The organism is Paraburkholderia sp. PAMB 6770 (assembly GCF_057748135.1).
Genome location: NZ_CM173238.1, coordinates 1408184 through 1423462, shown reverse-complemented (window position 1 = coordinate 1423462; position 15279 = coordinate 1408184). Strand labels below are relative to the sequence as shown.

At 57.5% G+C, this 15279-nt stretch carries 13 protein-coding genes and 3 pseudogenes; 9 read left to right on the top strand and 7 right to left on the bottom strand.

Going from position 1 to position 15279, the window contains the following annotated elements; all coding sequences use genetic code 11:
• Positions 1 to 357 precede the first annotated feature (357 nt).
• The 3 genes from AC3AP7_RS06530 to AC3AP7_RS06520 all read left to right on the top strand — a co-directional run bounded on the left by AC3AP7_RS06530 (position 358) and on the right by AC3AP7_RS06520 (position 2470).
• A complete protein-coding gene (locus AC3AP7_RS06530) occupies positions 358 to 1467 on the top strand; it encodes an S-(hydroxymethyl)glutathione dehydrogenase/class III alcohol dehydrogenase (RefSeq protein WP_475764480.1) in 1110 nt (369 codons plus the stop codon).
• An 86-nt stretch (positions 1468 to 1553) separates the two neighbouring features.
• Positions 1554 to 1871, top strand: a complete 318-nt coding sequence (locus AC3AP7_RS06525) for a transposase (protein WP_475764481.1) — start codon at positions 1554 to 1556, stop codon at positions 1869 to 1871.
• Entirely contained in the window at positions 1868 to 2470 is a 603-nt protein-coding gene (locus AC3AP7_RS06520; RefSeq protein WP_488324819.1) for an IS3 family transposase, read from the top strand. Before AC3AP7_RS06525 ends, AC3AP7_RS06520 begins: the two co-directional genes overlap by 4 nt.
• Here AC3AP7_RS06520 and AC3AP7_RS06515 read toward each other — a convergent pair.
• Positions 2448 to 3845 (bottom strand): IS30 family transposase, encoded by a 1398-nt coding sequence (locus tag AC3AP7_RS06515; RefSeq protein WP_475764482.1) that lies wholly within the window; start codon positions 3843 to 3845, stop codon positions 2448 to 2450. The two genes, AC3AP7_RS06520 and AC3AP7_RS06515, sit on opposite strands and share 23 nt — an antisense overlap.
• Here AC3AP7_RS06515 and AC3AP7_RS06510 point away from each other — a divergent pair.
• Positions 3844 to 4278, top strand: coding sequence for an integrase core domain-containing protein (locus AC3AP7_RS06510; RefSeq protein ID WP_475764483.1), 435 nt, complete (start codon positions 3844 to 3846; stop codon positions 4276 to 4278). The genes AC3AP7_RS06515 and AC3AP7_RS06510 overlap by 2 nt on opposite strands.
• Here AC3AP7_RS06510 and AC3AP7_RS06505 read toward each other — a convergent pair.
• A pseudogene (locus AC3AP7_RS06505) lies at positions 4275 to 4505 on the bottom strand (integrase core domain-containing protein); the annotation flags it as partial. The gene AC3AP7_RS06510 and the pseudogene AC3AP7_RS06505 overlap by 4 nt on opposite strands.
• A 26-nt stretch (positions 4506 to 4531) precedes the next feature.
• On the opposite strand from AC3AP7_RS06505, the gene AC3AP7_RS06500 reads away from it, so the two are divergent.
• The 3 genes from AC3AP7_RS06500 (at position 4532) to AC3AP7_RS06490 (ending at position 7813) form a co-directional block, all read left to right on the top strand.
• On the top strand, positions 4532 to 4849 hold the full coding sequence (locus tag AC3AP7_RS06500) for a DUF5372 family protein (protein WP_475768049.1): 318 nt from the start codon (positions 4532 to 4534) through the stop codon (positions 4847 to 4849).
• 215 nt (positions 4850 to 5064) lie between these two features.
• Positions 5065 to 5487, top strand: coding sequence for a helix-turn-helix domain-containing protein (locus AC3AP7_RS06495; RefSeq protein WP_475764484.1), 423 nt, complete (start codon positions 5065 to 5067; stop codon positions 5485 to 5487).
• Positions 5488 to 5758: 271 nt separating this feature from the next.
• Complete coding sequence (locus AC3AP7_RS06490; RefSeq protein WP_475764485.1) at positions 5759 to 7813, top strand: recombinase family protein; 2055 nt, start codon at positions 5759 to 5761, stop codon at positions 7811 to 7813.
• A 41-nt stretch (positions 7814 to 7854) separates the two neighbouring features.
• Here the strand turns inward: AC3AP7_RS06490 and AC3AP7_RS06485 are convergent.
• A pseudogene (locus AC3AP7_RS06485) lies at positions 7855 to 8667 on the bottom strand (helix-turn-helix domain-containing protein); the annotation flags it as partial.
• A 114-nt stretch (positions 8668 to 8781) separates the two neighbouring features.
• Between AC3AP7_RS06485 and AC3AP7_RS06480 the strand changes: the two are divergent.
• Positions 8782 to 9207: pseudogene (locus AC3AP7_RS06480) on the top strand (IS630 family transposase); the annotation flags it as partial.
• Here the strand turns inward: AC3AP7_RS06480 and AC3AP7_RS06475 are convergent.
• Positions 9204 to 10568, bottom strand: a complete 1365-nt coding sequence (locus AC3AP7_RS06475) for an MFS transporter (RefSeq protein WP_475764486.1) — start codon at positions 10566 to 10568, stop codon at positions 9204 to 9206. The pseudogene AC3AP7_RS06480 and the gene AC3AP7_RS06475 overlap by 4 nt on opposite strands.
• 159 nt (positions 10569 to 10727) lie before the next feature.
• Positions 10728 to 11906 (bottom strand): porin, encoded by a 1179-nt coding sequence (locus tag AC3AP7_RS06470; protein ID WP_475764487.1) that lies wholly within the window; start codon positions 11904 to 11906, stop codon positions 10728 to 10730.
• Between the two features lie 221 nt (positions 11907 to 12127).
• On the opposite strand from AC3AP7_RS06470, the gene AC3AP7_RS06465 reads away from it, so the two are divergent.
• Positions 12128 to 13381, top strand: coding sequence for a citrate/2-methylcitrate synthase (locus tag AC3AP7_RS06465; RefSeq protein WP_475764488.1), 1254 nt, complete (start codon positions 12128 to 12130; stop codon positions 13379 to 13381).
• Between the two features lie 47 nt (positions 13382 to 13428).
• Here AC3AP7_RS06465 and AC3AP7_RS06460 read toward each other — a convergent pair whose 3' ends face one another.
• Both AC3AP7_RS06460 and AC3AP7_RS06455 read right to left on the bottom strand, forming a co-directional pair.
• A complete protein-coding gene (locus AC3AP7_RS06460; protein WP_475764489.1) occupies positions 13429 to 14331 on the bottom strand; it encodes an alpha/beta hydrolase in 903 nt (300 codons plus the stop codon).
• Between the two features lie 92 nt (positions 14332 to 14423).
• The gene (locus AC3AP7_RS06455; protein ID WP_475764490.1) at positions 14424 to 15227 is read right to left on the bottom strand and encodes an SDR family NAD(P)-dependent oxidoreductase; all 804 of its coding nucleotides are present in this window, start codon (positions 15225 to 15227) and stop codon (positions 14424 to 14426) included.
• Between the last annotated feature and the right edge of the window lie 52 nt (positions 15228 to 15279).

Sequence of the window (15279 nt, the reverse complement as noted above, 5' to 3'; positions counted from 1 at the left end):
AGGTTGCCTGCCAAGGGGACCTCTTGCCGTACAGCGATCTAGCGGAGACAGTCATGAAGCCACGTGCAGCCGTTGCGTTTGCGTCGGGAGAGCCATAGGAGGTTGTCGAAGTCGCGGTCACCTCACCAAGAACGGGCGAAGTTTTGCTTCGGATTGCCCTTACGGGCGTGTACCACACCGATGAGTGCGGACTTCCCCGGACCGGACCGCCCGCAGATAACGATACGTTCGCCGCGTTGTACGTTTAGGTTGATGCCGTTCAGTAAGAGATGGTCCTTGGTGCGCTCTCTCCTTCGCTGAGACCCGTTAGCGACCGCCTGGACGGCCGCCGGAATCCACCCCATCGAAAGGAATGTCATGAAATCACGTGCTGCCGTCGCATTCGCTCCCGGGAAGCCACTGAAAATTGTAGAGATTGACGTCGAATCGCCCCGCAAGGGCGAAGTCCTGGTGAAAATCACCCATACGGGTGTGTGCCACACTGATGCATTCACACTTTCCGGGGACGACCCGGAAGGCTTGTTCCCCGTCGTACTAGGACACGAAGGTGCTGGTATTGTCGTCGCGCTTGGCGAAGGGGCGACCAGCGTTAAACCGGGCGATCACGTCATTCCGCTCTACACCGCCGAATGTGGTGAGTGCCTGTTCTGCAAAAGTGGCAAGACCAACCTATGCGTGTCCGTACGTGCGACGCAAGGCAAAGGCGTCATGCCGGACGGTACGACGCGCTTCAGTTATAACGGCCAGCCCATCTACCACTACATGGGGTGCTCGACCTTCAGCGAATACACGGTTGTGGCTGAAGTATCGCTTGCGAAAATAGACTCGAACGCAAATCCCGAGCAAGTTTGTCTGATGGGTTGCGGCGTGACCACCGGACTCGGCGCAGTTAAGAATACGGCGAAGGTCCAGGAGGGCGATACGGTGGCCGTGTTCGGCCTAGGCGGTATTGGTCTTGCAGTCATCCAGGGCGCCAAATTGGCGAACGCGAGCCGCATCATCGCCGTGGACATGAATCCGGGCAAGTTTGAGCTTGCGAGGGCTTTTGGTGCCACCGACTGCGTGAACCCGAAGGACCATGAAAGGCCCATTCAACAGATAATTGTCGAGATGACCGGCTGGGGTGTGGACCATAGCTTCGAGTGCATCGGCAATGTCAATGTTATGCGAGCCGCACTCGAGTGCGCCCATCGCGGTTGGGGCCAGTCAGTCGTCATCGGAGTGGCCGGCGCCGGCCAGGAAATCTCCACCCGACCGTTCCAGCTTGTGACTGGCCGTCGTTGGCTTGGAACAGCTTTCGGCGGTGTCAAGGGCCGCTCCGAGCTTCCGGACATGGTCCAGGATGCGATGTCTGGAAAAATCGAGCTTGCACCCTTCGTCACTCACACGAAGTCCCTAACCGACATCAATGAAGCCTTCGACCTGATGCACGAGGGCAAATCGATTCGCACAGTGGTTCACTATTAACCTACCCAAATGAGGAGATAGCATGGCTATGACTGAAGTTGACCCGCGAAAACGGACACCTATCCTTTTGATCAGGAGGTGTCGAAATGGGCAGGCATCGTACCCCATACCCTGTGGAATTCCGGGCCCACATGGTCGAGCTGGTGAAGGCCGGACGAACGCCCGAGGAGCTTGCGCGCGAGTTCGAGCCGACCGAACAGACCATCAATAACTGGGTCGCGCAGGCTGATCGCGATGCGGGTGTGCGTCACGACGGGCTGACCACGTCCGAGCGGCAGGAACTCACACGGTTGCGTCGTGAGAACCGGCAACTAAAGATGGAGCGGGACATTCTCTCGCAGGCCGCGGCCTGGTTCGCGAGGGAGACCGGAGCCGTTCCGCCGAAGAGCGGTACGGATTCATGAGAGCGAACCGGGCCAGGTGGCCCATTACCACGACGGCACGGCTGCTCAGAGTCTCCACGAGTGGCTACTACGCATGGCTGGCGCGTGAGCCATCGAAACGCTCATGCAGCGATGCTCAACTGCTTGAGCGTATCCGCTCGCTGCATGCGAGCTCGCGCGGCACGTATGGGGCGCCACGCATCCATGCGCAGCTTGCACGTGAAGGCGTGCACGTCGGACGCAAGAGAGTCGCACGCCTGATGCGCATGGCCGGCCTGCATGGTGCGAGCCGGCGGCGCTGGCCACACACCACGCGGCAACGCGCGGGGGCACGGCGCGCTCCGGATCTGGTACGTCGGCACTTCTGTGCGGAGGCGACAAACGTGCTGTGGGTAGCGGATGCCACCTACATCCCGACTGGTGAGGGGTTTCTGTATCTGGCCGTAGTCCTCGACGTGTTCAGCCGCCGAATTGTGGGCTGGGCGATGTCAAGCCATCTGTACACCGAACTGATGCTGCGCGCACTCGATATGGCGTTGCTGCAGCGACGCCACGAGGGCGTAATTCTACATTCAGATCAGGGATGTCAAGGCGGATTCAACCGGTCGTCGCAACACTAGAATGTTGAACGGATTTTAGATATTCGTCCAGCGCTTCGGCAGGAGTCTTCCAGCCGAGGGTTTTTCGAGGCCTGGCGTTTAACGTGTTAGCAACTGCCTGGAGCTCTTGAACACTCCATCTGGACAGGTCTGTGCCCTTTGGAAAGTACTGTCGTAGAAGGCCATTAGTGTTTTCGTTCGTACCACGCTGCCATGGACTGTGCGGGTCGGCGAAGAATACCTTCACGCCCGACTCAATAGTAAAGCGTGCGTGATCGGACAGCTCTTTGCCACGATCCCATGTCAGTGATCGCCACAACTGAGCAGGTAAGTCCGCCACAGTCTTCTTGAGTGCGTTGGCCATCGTGACAGCTCCATAGCCGGCTAGCGCAGGCCCGTTCTTTGTGCGTGGGATCACCCCATAGCCTTTCTCTCGAGGTAAGTGCACGAGCATCGTAAAACGGCTGGATCTTTCCACTAACGTCCCGATAGCTGATCGATTTAAGCCAATGATCAGGTCACCCTCCCAATGGCCCGGCACAGCACGATCTTGTGCCTCTGCAGGCCGGCTGGAAATCATCACCTCCTCGCTGACGTGCGCCCATGCCTTGGCACGCGCTCTCGCTCGGGGAACGCGCAAGGCACGCCCGGTGCGAAGGCAACCCACCAGCTCTCGCTTGAGCGCACCGCGCCCTTGAATATAGAGGGCTTGATAAATGGCTTCGTGAGAGATGCGCATAGATTCATCATCCGGGAAATCGGTCTTCAATCGATTAGCAATTTGCTCAGGTGACCATCCGTTGACCCACTTTCGGTCACCACGATGTGGTTTATTGCGCCCCTTGAAAGGCGCCTGCCTGGGACCTGCAATATCACGGCCATCTGCGTCACGCACCTTGCCCTCCAGACGCTCCTGTACATATTTGAACAGCCGCGCATTACTCATTAGCTTCGCCGGCTTTGGTCGTTTGGCGAAACGTTCCGCCTTCCACTGCGCGACCGAAGCACGATACTCGAGGTACCCGGCACGGGTCGCCGCATTGCGGGTAAGCTCTCTTGAAACGGTCGATGGACTGCGTCCGATGCGGCGGGCTATCTCGCGTACACCGATGTCTTGAATAGAAAGCAATGCTATCTCTTCTCGCTCAGCGAACGACAAGTATCGACCAGCGATAGGTTTCGACATGAATAGTGGCATGCCGCCACGATAGCGGAACCAGCGCGAGCCTACCGCTTGAGATACGCCAACCGCCTCCGCTGCTTTCTCGCTTGTAATGCCGGTTGCGATCTGTTGCCAAAAGCGACGCTCGACTTCATTTCTAAGCGACGGCGCACCCGGTGAGTACATCGCTGCTCGCCCTGTCAACTGATACACCCGCTTCGCACTCTGAACCATGGCAACACCTCCTCAGGTTAAGGTGTTGCGACGACCGGTTGAATCCGCCCAATACACGTCCATTGCATTCGGACGGCGCTGCCGCGAAGCCGGCGTGCAGCCGTCGATGGGCACGGCCGGCGACGCGTACGACAACGCGATGTGCGAATCGTTCTTCGGCACGCTTGAAGCGGAGCTACTCTCGAGAGAACACTTTGCGACCCATGAACTGGCCAGGCAGCGCATCTTCTGGTTCCTGGAAGGCTGGTACAACGTACGCCGCCTGCACAGCAGCATCGGCTATCGTTCGCCGCTTGAATTCGAAAACCTCAACGTTAAAAGGCAAACCGTATCGCCTTGCGGGTTGCCCACCGGCGGGCAGCGTCATGGTCGTGAGAGGCGACCCGCCGCCCGCCCGTGGACAACCCGCGACACAACACTCAACGGAGGTTAGATCGCATCGAATCGCTGACTGCAAATCCGTCCGTCGAACTGGGTCAACCTCATGGGTGTCTTGCCGTAGCACCATCTTCCCTGATGTTCGCGCTCATTGTTGTACTGGTCAAGCCATGCGTCGAGATCGGTCTGCAGGGCGGCGATCGAGTCGTAGATCTTCCTGCGGAACGCGATGCGATAGAACTCGTTGAGCATGGTCTTGTGAAGTCGCTCGACGATGCCGTTGGCAAAAGCAGTCAACTGCACGCGATCTGACCGATGCGAAACAGTTATTTCGGGTTACCCATCCCTTCCACCCATTGCACGGACGAGAATTTGTGCTGGTGGAACGGCGCAACACGTGGGGAGAAGACCGCGTCTACTTCCACGACGACGCGGGCGACCTGAAGCGAATGCCGGCAGCCTGGACAAGCGACGCGGCTCCAAACGCATTCGAAACAGTGTCGGCGGGACGATCGCATTTCCGCACTGAAGATCTGTTGCAATTGACCATGCTAATTGACCGGTACAGAGAAGCCGACGGACATCCAAAAGGGCGCACTGGCAGGCGAAATATGTTAAGTAAATAATGCCGCAAATGTAAGGTCAATTATGCCAACCTACGAGACCACGGTATTTCTTATCGGGTTAAATCTGGGTGAAAATGCTGTAAAAGATTAGACACACCGGACAAAAATTAGAAATAGACCTTGACATCACGCAAATATGGTCATAATTTACATTACATATGTCCCGCTCCCGAAAACCCGACCCGAAACTCGCTGCTCTCGAAGAGAGTGGCACTGTGAATCCGCGCCCGCAGGACGTCGCTGATCCTGCCTTCATCGACAGCGACTTCTTCGATCCCCGGGATCTGGTTCAGGTCCGCTACGAAATGTTGCGACGCGTACGCGTGGATGGGCAAACCATTGCGGATGCGGCCGCACACTTTGGAGTCAGTCGGCCGACCTTCTACAAGGCGCAGGCCGACTTCGAGCGAGACGGTTTGGCTGGGCTGCTGCCGGTCAAGCGCGGTCCTCATGGACCTCACAAGATCACCGATGAGGTGATGCGCTTCATCGAAGAAGCATGTGCGATTCACGCTGGAATGGAAGTGCAGGAGCTGATTGATCGGATTGCGGGGCGGTTTGGTCTGGTGGTGCATCGACGCACCGTTGAGCGCGCCCTGGCGCGATTGAAAAAAAAACGACGGTCAATCCTCCCGTAACGGCGCGCGATGCGCCGTCCCTAAGCCGATGCTACGAAGACTTGCGTCGGGAGGTTCTCGAACCGGGCGGAGGTGGTCCCACGCAGATGCGAGGCCGCGCCCTGTTCATGTTCAAGGGTATGGCGGTCTGGATGAAGTCCGTGACCGAATTGCTTCCATCTAGTCCAGTACCGGTTGCGCGCCCGAGGGAGCCGAATCTGCCTGTCGGTCTCGAACAGAATCTGGTCGCTATTGTGGCGACGATGGCAATTGCGACGGTGGAGGTGATGGCATGACCGATCAGACGAACGCGAAAGTTCAGACCCGGCATCTGAAAAGAAGTGCCTACCTGTATGTCCGCCAGTCCACGTTGCGACAACTGTTTGAGAATACCGAGAGCACTGAGCGCCAGTACAACCTCCGACAGCGTGCGATCGCCCTCGGATGGCGCGATGATCAGGTGGTCGTAATCGACTCGGACCTCGGCCTGTCCGGCGCGTCCGCGGTTGATCGCCAGGGGTTCCAGCGTCTGGTCGCCGAGGTAAGCCTGGGACACGCGGGGATTGTGATGGGGCTGGAGGTGTCACGCCTGGCACGCAATTCCACCGACTGGCATCGACTACTGGAGATTTGCGCACTGGCCGACTGCCTGATTCTTGACGAGGATGGCGTCTACGATCCCGCGCATTTCAATGATCGATTGCTGCTCGGCCTGAAGGGCACGATGAGCGAGGCTGAGTTGCACGTCATGCGGGCACGGCTACGCGGCGGAATCCTCAATAAGGCGCGTCGCGGAGAACTGGAGATGCGGCTGCCCATCGGCTTTGTCTATGACACCGGGTCGCGCGTGCGCCTGGATCCCGACGCTCGTATCCAGGAAAGTATCCGGCAGCTCTTCCGTACATTTCGACGCACCGGTTCGGCGTGGGCAACGGTCAAGGCCTTTCGTGAACAGGGTCTTCTGTTCCCGCATCGGGTCCAGCACGGAGCCCGGAAAGATGATGTGCTGTGGAGCGAACTCGAGCACTCACGCGTACTGTGGGTCCTGCATCACCCGCGCTATGCTGGTGCGTACTGCTTCGGGCGCACGCGCAACCGAAAGCATCCCGGTGGGCAGAAGGTCTCAGCCCGGATGCCCACTGCGGAATGGGTGTCGCTGATCCACGACGCCCACGAGGCTTATGTGAGCTGGGAAGAGTTCGAACAGAATGTTCAGGTGTTGCGTGAGAATGCCCACGCACTGGGCCTCGATCGTGAAAGGGGGGCGCCACGTGAAGGTCCGGCGCTGTTGCAGGGCCTCGCGATAGGCGCCAGATACGGTGAGCGAATGACAGTGCGCTATCACGTCCAGGGCACACGCAGGGTGCCGGACTACATGTGCCAGCGTCACGGCATCAAACATGGGGCGCCCGTGTGCCAGCATGTTCGCGGTGGTGAGCTTGACAATGCCGTTGGCAGGTTGCTCGTGGAAACGGTCACACCGGTCACGCTTGAGGTTGCGCTGGCGATACAGAAGGAACTTGAGAGCCGCTCTGACGAGTGCGACCGACTGCATCGCCAGAAGTTGGAACGAGCACGCTACGAAGCAGATCTGGCGCGTCGCCGCTATATGCAGGTCGATCCAGCGAACCGATTGGTCGCGGACTCGCTTGAAGCTGAATGGAATCACGCGCTACGCGCCCTCGCCGAAGCTGAGGATCACTACGAAAAGCAGCGCGAAGCAGATCACACCAGACTTGACGATAAACGGCGTGCGAGCATCATGGCACTCGCCAGAGACTTCCCTCGTCTGTGGAATGATCCCCGCACACCTGATCGCGAACGAAAGCGCATGGCACGACTGCTCATCGCCGACGTGACTTTGCTCAAAAGTGCAGATGTATGCGTTCAGGTACGCTTTAATGGTGGCGCTACACATACGCTACATGTGCCGTTATCCAGGCCGGCGTGGATATTACGGCAGACCCCACGCGAAGTCGTTGCCGAAATGGATCGGCTTCTCAACGAGTACACCGAGGGTGAAACGGCGGAGCAACTGAATCGTCAGGGACACGTCTCCGGCTGGGGCAAACCGTTTAATTCCAGAATGGTCACGCGGATTCGACTGTCCCACAAGCTGCCGAGTCATCATGACAGGCTGCGCGCACGTGGAATGCTCACCCAGGACGAGATCGCAGAGCGGCTGGATGTCATGCCGACGACCGTGAAGATCTGGCGTCGTGCGGGGCTGCTTGTAGCACACCGCTATGACGACAAGGGCGGATATCTGTTCGAGCCACCCGGTGCCGACGCACCGGTGAAGTTCCTGCACCAGGGAAAGGCCCGTGGCCGAAGCTCCGCCACATAAACACTCACTCAACCGACCGATGAGGTGCACTATGCAGCATAGCCCTTGGTCTGTGGAGAACGAGCTTTGGTGCGGGTGTGATCAATGTTCTCCACAGCCAGATAGATTTCATATTCGTGATGCTCAGGGTTTCCGCAGTACTCGGTACCCCGGTCAGTCAGAACGCGAGCGAGCGGAATGCCGTAGCTGTCGAAGAACGGTACGACGCGATCGTTCAGCAGGTCGGCCGCCGGCAGTGGTGTCTTGCGGTCGTAGAGTTTGGCAAACGCCACCTTCGAGTACGTGTCGACGAAGGTTTGCTGATAGACGCAGCCCACGCCCTCGAGCGTGCCGACATAAAAGGTATCCTGGGCGCCGCAGTAACCGGGGCATTCAGATTCGAATTCGCCATGCGTTTCCTTTTCCAGCTTGGCCCGCTCCAGCGCGGTGAGCTGCGATTCGGTCAGCACCAGCCCTTCCTGGGCGGACTTCGCCTCCAGCGCCTTCAGGCGCTTGTTCATGGTCTCGAGATCATGGCGCAGCCAGATGCTACGCACCCCCTGCGGCGAAACGCTGAGGGCGTGGCGCTTGAGCACCTCGTTGGCGATACGGATCTGGCCGTAAGCGGGCAGTTCCAGGGCCAGTTCAATCACCGCGGCCTCGACCTGCGGATCCACGCGGTTCTTCAGCAGCGGGCGGTGGTGGGAGATTTCCTGCAGGGCCGCTTCACCGCCCTTGTCGTACAGTTCCTTGAAGCGGTAGAAGCTGTCGCGGGAATAGCCCATTACCCGGCAGGCCTGACTGACATTGCCCAGTTGCCGCGCCAGTTCGAGCATGCCGACCTTGGCGCGGATGACTTTCTGTTCCTGAGTCATGGTGGACTCCTTGCGGTTCGCCGCGCGCGTTACCGCTTCGGGCTACGCCCTCAGCGCCCACGCGCATCAGCACGAGAAACCGACCACTGTCAGATTTAGTCTAGTCCATTGCAGCTCAACGGCGCGGTGCTCGCTACCTGCAAACCGCGTCACCGACACCAGGAATTCCTGTCGTTTCTGCGTGAAATCGACAAGGCGGTGCCGGCCGACCTTGACGTGCACTGCATCGTGGACAACTACAGTGCCCACAAGCATCCGAAGGTCAAGGCGTGGCTGGCAGCACGTCCCCGGTGGCATATGCATTTCATCCCGACTTATAGTTCGTGGCTTAACCAGGTCGAACGCTTCTTCGCTCTGATCACCGGCAAGGCCATACGTCGTGGCTCGTTTGGCTCGGTCAGGCAACTGGTTAAACGTATCGATCAATTTGTCTCTCACTATAACCAGAACTGCGAGCCATTCATGTGGACCGCTACCGCTGATTCCATCCTCGCCAAGCTACAAAGACTATGTAACCGAATCAGCGGAACGGAACACTAGCCAGGTTGCTTGCCTTCATTGAGGTCGTGCTGGCTACCCGATGAGACGCGCCCCATCGTCCGAATGCGTCCAAGGACAATAAGTGCGATTGCAGCGATTAGCGCAGGTATCGCCAACAGCGAGAAAATTTGAGCGTTGGACAGATGCATCTCCAGCATCGCGGCCCCGGATATGGAGCCGAGGAAAGCCCCTACCCTGCCCACAGCTGAAGCCCAGCTAACCCCGGTCGCCCTCGCCGACGTAGGGTAGCAATTAGCCACCATCGAAGCGATGATGCTCTGGGCGCCGCCAATTGCAAGACCGAAGCACACAATCATCGTCGTCGCAAGCACCGGATCGGTCGCAATGCCGACGACCGGAACGGAAACGGCCCCTACGAAGTACGCTACGCTTAGCACCGTCTCGCCCCGGAATTTGTCCATGGCAAAGCCTAGTAAGATCATACCGACCGCCCCGGCTAGCAGGAAAGCTGACGAAATCTTCGCTGCGTGCCTCATATCAATCCCGGTACTATTGAGGATCAGTGGCAGCCAGCTACTCATCAGATAGAAGAGAAATAGCGAACAGCAGTAGGTCACCCAGATTAACGCCGTCACGGCCAGCAGATCACGTCTGAACAGCAAACCAATTGGTGCCATACCTCTATTGGCCTGCTCTTCACTTCGATAGCTGAAATTCAGCGATAGTTCAATCGTTATTCTGCGAACTACCTTCTGAACCTTATCGCGCGACGCTCCGGTCACGACAAGGTATCTTAGCGACTCCGGTAGCAAGGTAATCAGAAGACCGCCGAGTATCAATGGGAATGCCACGCCGGTTACCATCACCGACCTCCAGCCATACACCGGAATGAGAAACGCCGCGACTTGCCCTGAAGCGGCACCTCCCAACGTGAATCCAATACCTGCCCACGCGGTCATCCTTGCACGCATTCTGCTCGGCGCAAATTCAGCAAGCAGTGTCAGCGCGGTGGGCATCGCTGCCCCCAAACCAATACCAGTGAGGAACCTCAGGATCACCAACTCCCGGGCTCCACCGGCAAAGACAGTTCCAAGTGTAGTAACACCAAAGAAAACTACCGAGCATACGATCACGGGTTTCCGGCCGTGTCTGTCGGCCAGCGGACCTCCAATGAATCCGCCAGCCAATAGTCCGGCCATGCCAGCACCGAATATCAGAGCGAGATCCGACGCCATCAGTCTCCATTCGCTCTTTAATGACGGTGCCACGAATCCAATGACCGTCGCGTCAAATCCATCAACGAGACAGAACAAGAACATCAGTACCACAACGAGCCATTGGAGCCGACATCCATTTTGAGAATCAAGAAAGTCTTGAACGTCCATTTTCTTGTCAGTCATCTACTTCTCCATTTCATCGATGACGAAAGTCGATATGTATGACCTGAACTACATCGCGTTAAAATCAACAACTATCTGTAGTCCGCCTTCATTCATTCGCCCACGCATTTACACCTGCCTAGGCATTTAGCCTGCAGAGCGACAACACTGGCATGCTCCCTAGAACAAGTGCCGGATACCGATTTGAGCTCCGGCCTGCCGATTTGTCTCCGAGGGTGAGACAAACGCCAGCGCCGCCACTGCGGGCTTACCATTGGAGTTCTCACCATTCGCCGACTGCCCCGCAAAAACCGCGTATAGAGTCGTACGCTTCGACAGGTAGTAGTTCAATCCGAGATTGAGCTGCCGGTATCGAGCCCCAGATATATCGCCGACTGCTCCAACCGACGTGTAATGGAATGCAATTCCTGCCAGCAAGAACGGCGTAATGTAGATCGAATAGCGAACTTCGATATTTTGGAGATTTGCGGCTCCATCGAGAGTTGGAGTGTTTATGACGTCGTATGTCCCAAGATTGTCGAACCTAGTATAGGAGTACGTTGCGCCAAGCGTGCTGCTCCCAATTGTATAGTTGGTACCTGCTGCGAGTGTCTCCTGGCGGCTCGCCGAAGCGAACCCACTATAAACCGGTGACGAAGCAAGTCCGTTGGAAAAGGAGCCTGATGTCCCGGCGATAGCCGCGGCGCCGTAGTACGCCGTGTTCGGACTGTTGACGTTGAAGTACCCGACGCCGATACTGATAGGCCCAGCAGAATAGTCCCCGCCGGCTGACAAGATACTGCCTCGCGAAAACTCTCCGGGTACGCCACCGAAGCTGTACGCCGCGCCGAGTGAAAGACCAGCCACTCGTACGGTTGTGTACTTTACGGAGTTGTTCATCCGCCGACTATTGCACAGATTGTCGACGTCGCCGGGGTGACATCCAAACGCCCCACTCCACACCTCGGAGATCATGCTTTGATACCCCAGGTGGTCGACCACCATGTCGTACTGCCGCCCGAAAGTCAGTGACCCGTATCTGGTTGATAGACCCACGTACGCCTGCCGACCGAACTCACTTGCCCCTTGTAAGGCGAGCCCCGTGGAACCATCAAATCCTCCCTCAAGAACGAAGATAGACTTCAGTCCACCCCCTAGGTCCTCCGAGCCCCGCATCCCCCAACGGGAGCCGGACAACCAGCCACTTGACGATTCGTAGAGGTGTCCGCCGTTCGCATTATTCACGGCAAGTACGCCTTGATCGAAGACTCCGTACAGTGTTACCGAACTTTGAGCGTGTGCGAACTGTGCCAGCGAGCAAGACAGCCCGGCCGCTACGATTCTATAAAGTCCCTTCATTTTGTCTCCATATTTAGTTATCCTATTTTGCATACGAATACTACTCATCGAATCGTCGTCTTGTTTTCTCTCCTCATTGGTATCGGATAAGGCCCGTATAACCTGTCAATGCGCCCGTCTCTCACAGCCCGGATAGCACACGAACTCCAACATTGACGGTGTACACTTCCCTACAGGTACCTTCAATCTTGATTTTCGAATCAACCTCATAGCTCCCCCCCATGACAGAGCAATTTCCGGATCTCATCGACGCGAAGACGGCAATGGCAACCCTTGGCGTGAAGGCTCAAACGCTTTACGCCTATGTAAGTCGTGGGTTGATTCGTACGGTCACTCCCGATAAACGAAAGGCGAGCCTTTACTATCGCGAAGATATCGAAGCGCTTCAGATGCGCGGTCGCTCGAAGCGTGCCCTTGACTACGTGTCCCAGCGTGCGCTTCGCGCCGGTGGAGGCGCTGTAATGCAGTCCGCAATCACGGAGCTCACTCCGGAGGGCCCAAGGTATCGCGGCCAATCTGCAGCCCAGCTTGCTCGCTCAGGACGGTCCTTTGAACAGTGTGTGGAACTTTTGTGGAGCGGTCTGCTTCCGCAGACTTCACCGCAGTGGTCACCTCCTCGAATCGAACCTCACTTCCTTGAATTCGCCCAACTTCTGTGTCCGATCGCCGAAAGGAACAATCCCCGTAGACTGTTTTCACTCTTGGTCGAAGCCTGGGCAGCCTCCCTCGGCCCAGACCCAGAAATGGCCGCTGGCGCACCGGTTCTTGCCGCACGCGGTATCGTCCAAGCGATGGCCGGCGCGACGGGTCTGCTGAAAGATGAGCCCGCCTACTGCGCGATGGAAGTCGGTGAATCTATCGCCCAGTGGGTCATTAGGGCATTGGGCGGCCCTCACTGCGACGAAGCAACCAAAGCAGTCGATGCCGCGCTTGTGCTATGCGCTGACCACGAACTGGCCCCCTCGACATTTGTTGCGCGCATAGCAGCGTCAGCCGGCGCCGATATCCACTCGTGCGTTAGTGCGGCACTCGGTGCATTCGAGGGAATCCAGACAGGCGTGGGCTGTGACATCGCTGAGGATCTCCTTCGGCGAGCAACCTCGCCGAAGGACTATTTGGCACATTTACGGAGCGCCGCGAAGAACAAGGAACCTATGGCCGGGTTTAACCACGCTGTCTACCCTTCTGGAGACCCGAGAGGTGAGTTCCTGCTTCAACTCTGTGGCGAATTGCATAAGGTCAATCCGGATGGCGTTCGAGCGCTAGACTGCGTCCGGGCGGCACAAGATGAGTTCGGTGCGGCACCGAGCCTCGGAATCGGCCTGTCCGTCCTGTCGATTGCGCTCGGTCACCCACCGCGCTCGCCCGGTGCAATAATGGCTTTGGCTCGGAGCGCCGGCTGGATTGCTCACGCTTATGAGCAAAGAATGGCAGGCTTCTTGGTCCGACCACACGCGAAGTACGTCGGGCTATAGGCACGTCAAGATTGGTCGTTGCACCCTGCCCAGCCGTTCAGTCATCCCTACAGGACGGAGTTCGCAAACGCAGCAATATGCGAACCAAGCATGTCGTGAGCAGGTAGATTGACGTTGAACACACACGAGAAGTGATTATGCCCTGACAACAACACAAAACGCATGGTCTCGTTCGACGATGCCGCGCGGGATTGGACCGCGAGGTTTACACCCTGCTCCTGAAATAGCCTCGGCTCGAACTCGTTAACTGTGACCAAAACCGGAATGTGCAATCGGGCAAATGAGTTCGACGATGACATTGCAGCGTACATAGATTCATCATCGCCAAAGTACGCAGTCGGTACGCCACCCGCCCTAAACATCGCCTCGATATCGTACAGGCCGGAGCACAACACAGCCCCCTTTATCATCGCTTTCGATGACCGCAGCCGATCGCAGCGAGCAAGGAACGTTGCTACGTGCGACGCCCCCGCCGAATGCCCGACTACTATCAGCTGCTCTGGATTCCCTCCATACTTCGACACGTTTCCAGCGAGCCAATCCAGAAGATTCCCGACGTCGTCACCACCGGCCGGCCATTTGTGTTCAGGAGCGAGCCTGTAATTCATCGTCACGCAAACAAAACCGCTCGCTACTCCCCACCATCCAACGTTGTCGTAGATTTTGTCAGGCGCAATCTCCTTGTCGCCTCGAACGAAGCCGCCACCATGGACGAAGACAATGACTGGTAGAGACAAGTGCTCCGGTTCCGTTGGCGCAAATATATTGCAGACTTGCCGTTCGTGAACACCATAAGCCACATCACGGGTGACGCGCCCTCGTCCCGCTCCGTGCAACGACTCGTAGAGACTCAACGTCTCGGCCATAACCCGGGGATTTACTTCGGCGCCAACACGCCGGATGGCGCGAATCATAGATCCCGTGAACAATTTCTCTTTTAAGAGTTGCATACCTTCCACACTCGTAATGGCAACGCTGCGGCATCGCGCACCAACGAGCGCAGCGATGCCGAGTTCGAAATCTGCTACGCCTAGCGAACCGCCTAAGGCATCACGCGGCCGCCGCTGACCTGGATGGTCTGACCGGTAATGTAGCGGGCACCAGGACTCGCCATGAACAGGCACACTGCCGCGACGTCTTCCGGTGTACAAAGACGTTTGAGGGGGGTGATTGCAGTCAGGGCATCGGTATCGAGCCAGCTTTTATCGCCGTCCTCCCCTCCGTGCCCGGTTCCTCCTGCGAGAAACGGCGTCAGCATGCCGCTCGGAGCAACACAGTTGGCGCGAATAATGGGCGCATTTTCAAGCGCAAGACCCTTGATCATGTTGCCAACACCGGCCTTCGCCGCACCGTACGGACCAAATCCCTCCGGAGGTAGCGTACCGTGCAGAGATCCAATTGCAGTGATGCTCGCATCGCGGCCTTTCTTGAGAAGTGGCAATGCATTCGTGCAAACAAGAGCCATCTGGAACAGATTCAGAGACAGGAAGCGCATCCAATCCGCGCCAGTGAAGGTCTCGAAGCGTCGAGGCGGCGAGACACCAACGCCAACCGTATTGACGAGGGCATCGATGCCTTCCCATCGCTCGCCGATATGAGCATAAGCTGCTTTCACCTGGTCTTCGTCCGTGACGTCGACCTCAATCTTCAGTACCCCTGCGGGCAGATGGTGTCGTTTGAGAGAGGATGGAAGGTCAAAGACCGCCACCTCGAGATCATTCATCAACGCGGCATTCACCAAGGCCTGCCCGATGCCGCCGCAACCGCCCACTACCAGCATGCGCGTGCCGGCCGGTGGTGCAAGCCGGTGGAAGTCGATCGGGTTCGAAGATTGTTCCATCGTCATTTCTATGCTCCAATTCAACTGGTCATTTTGTAGTTCACGGTGAATCCAATTC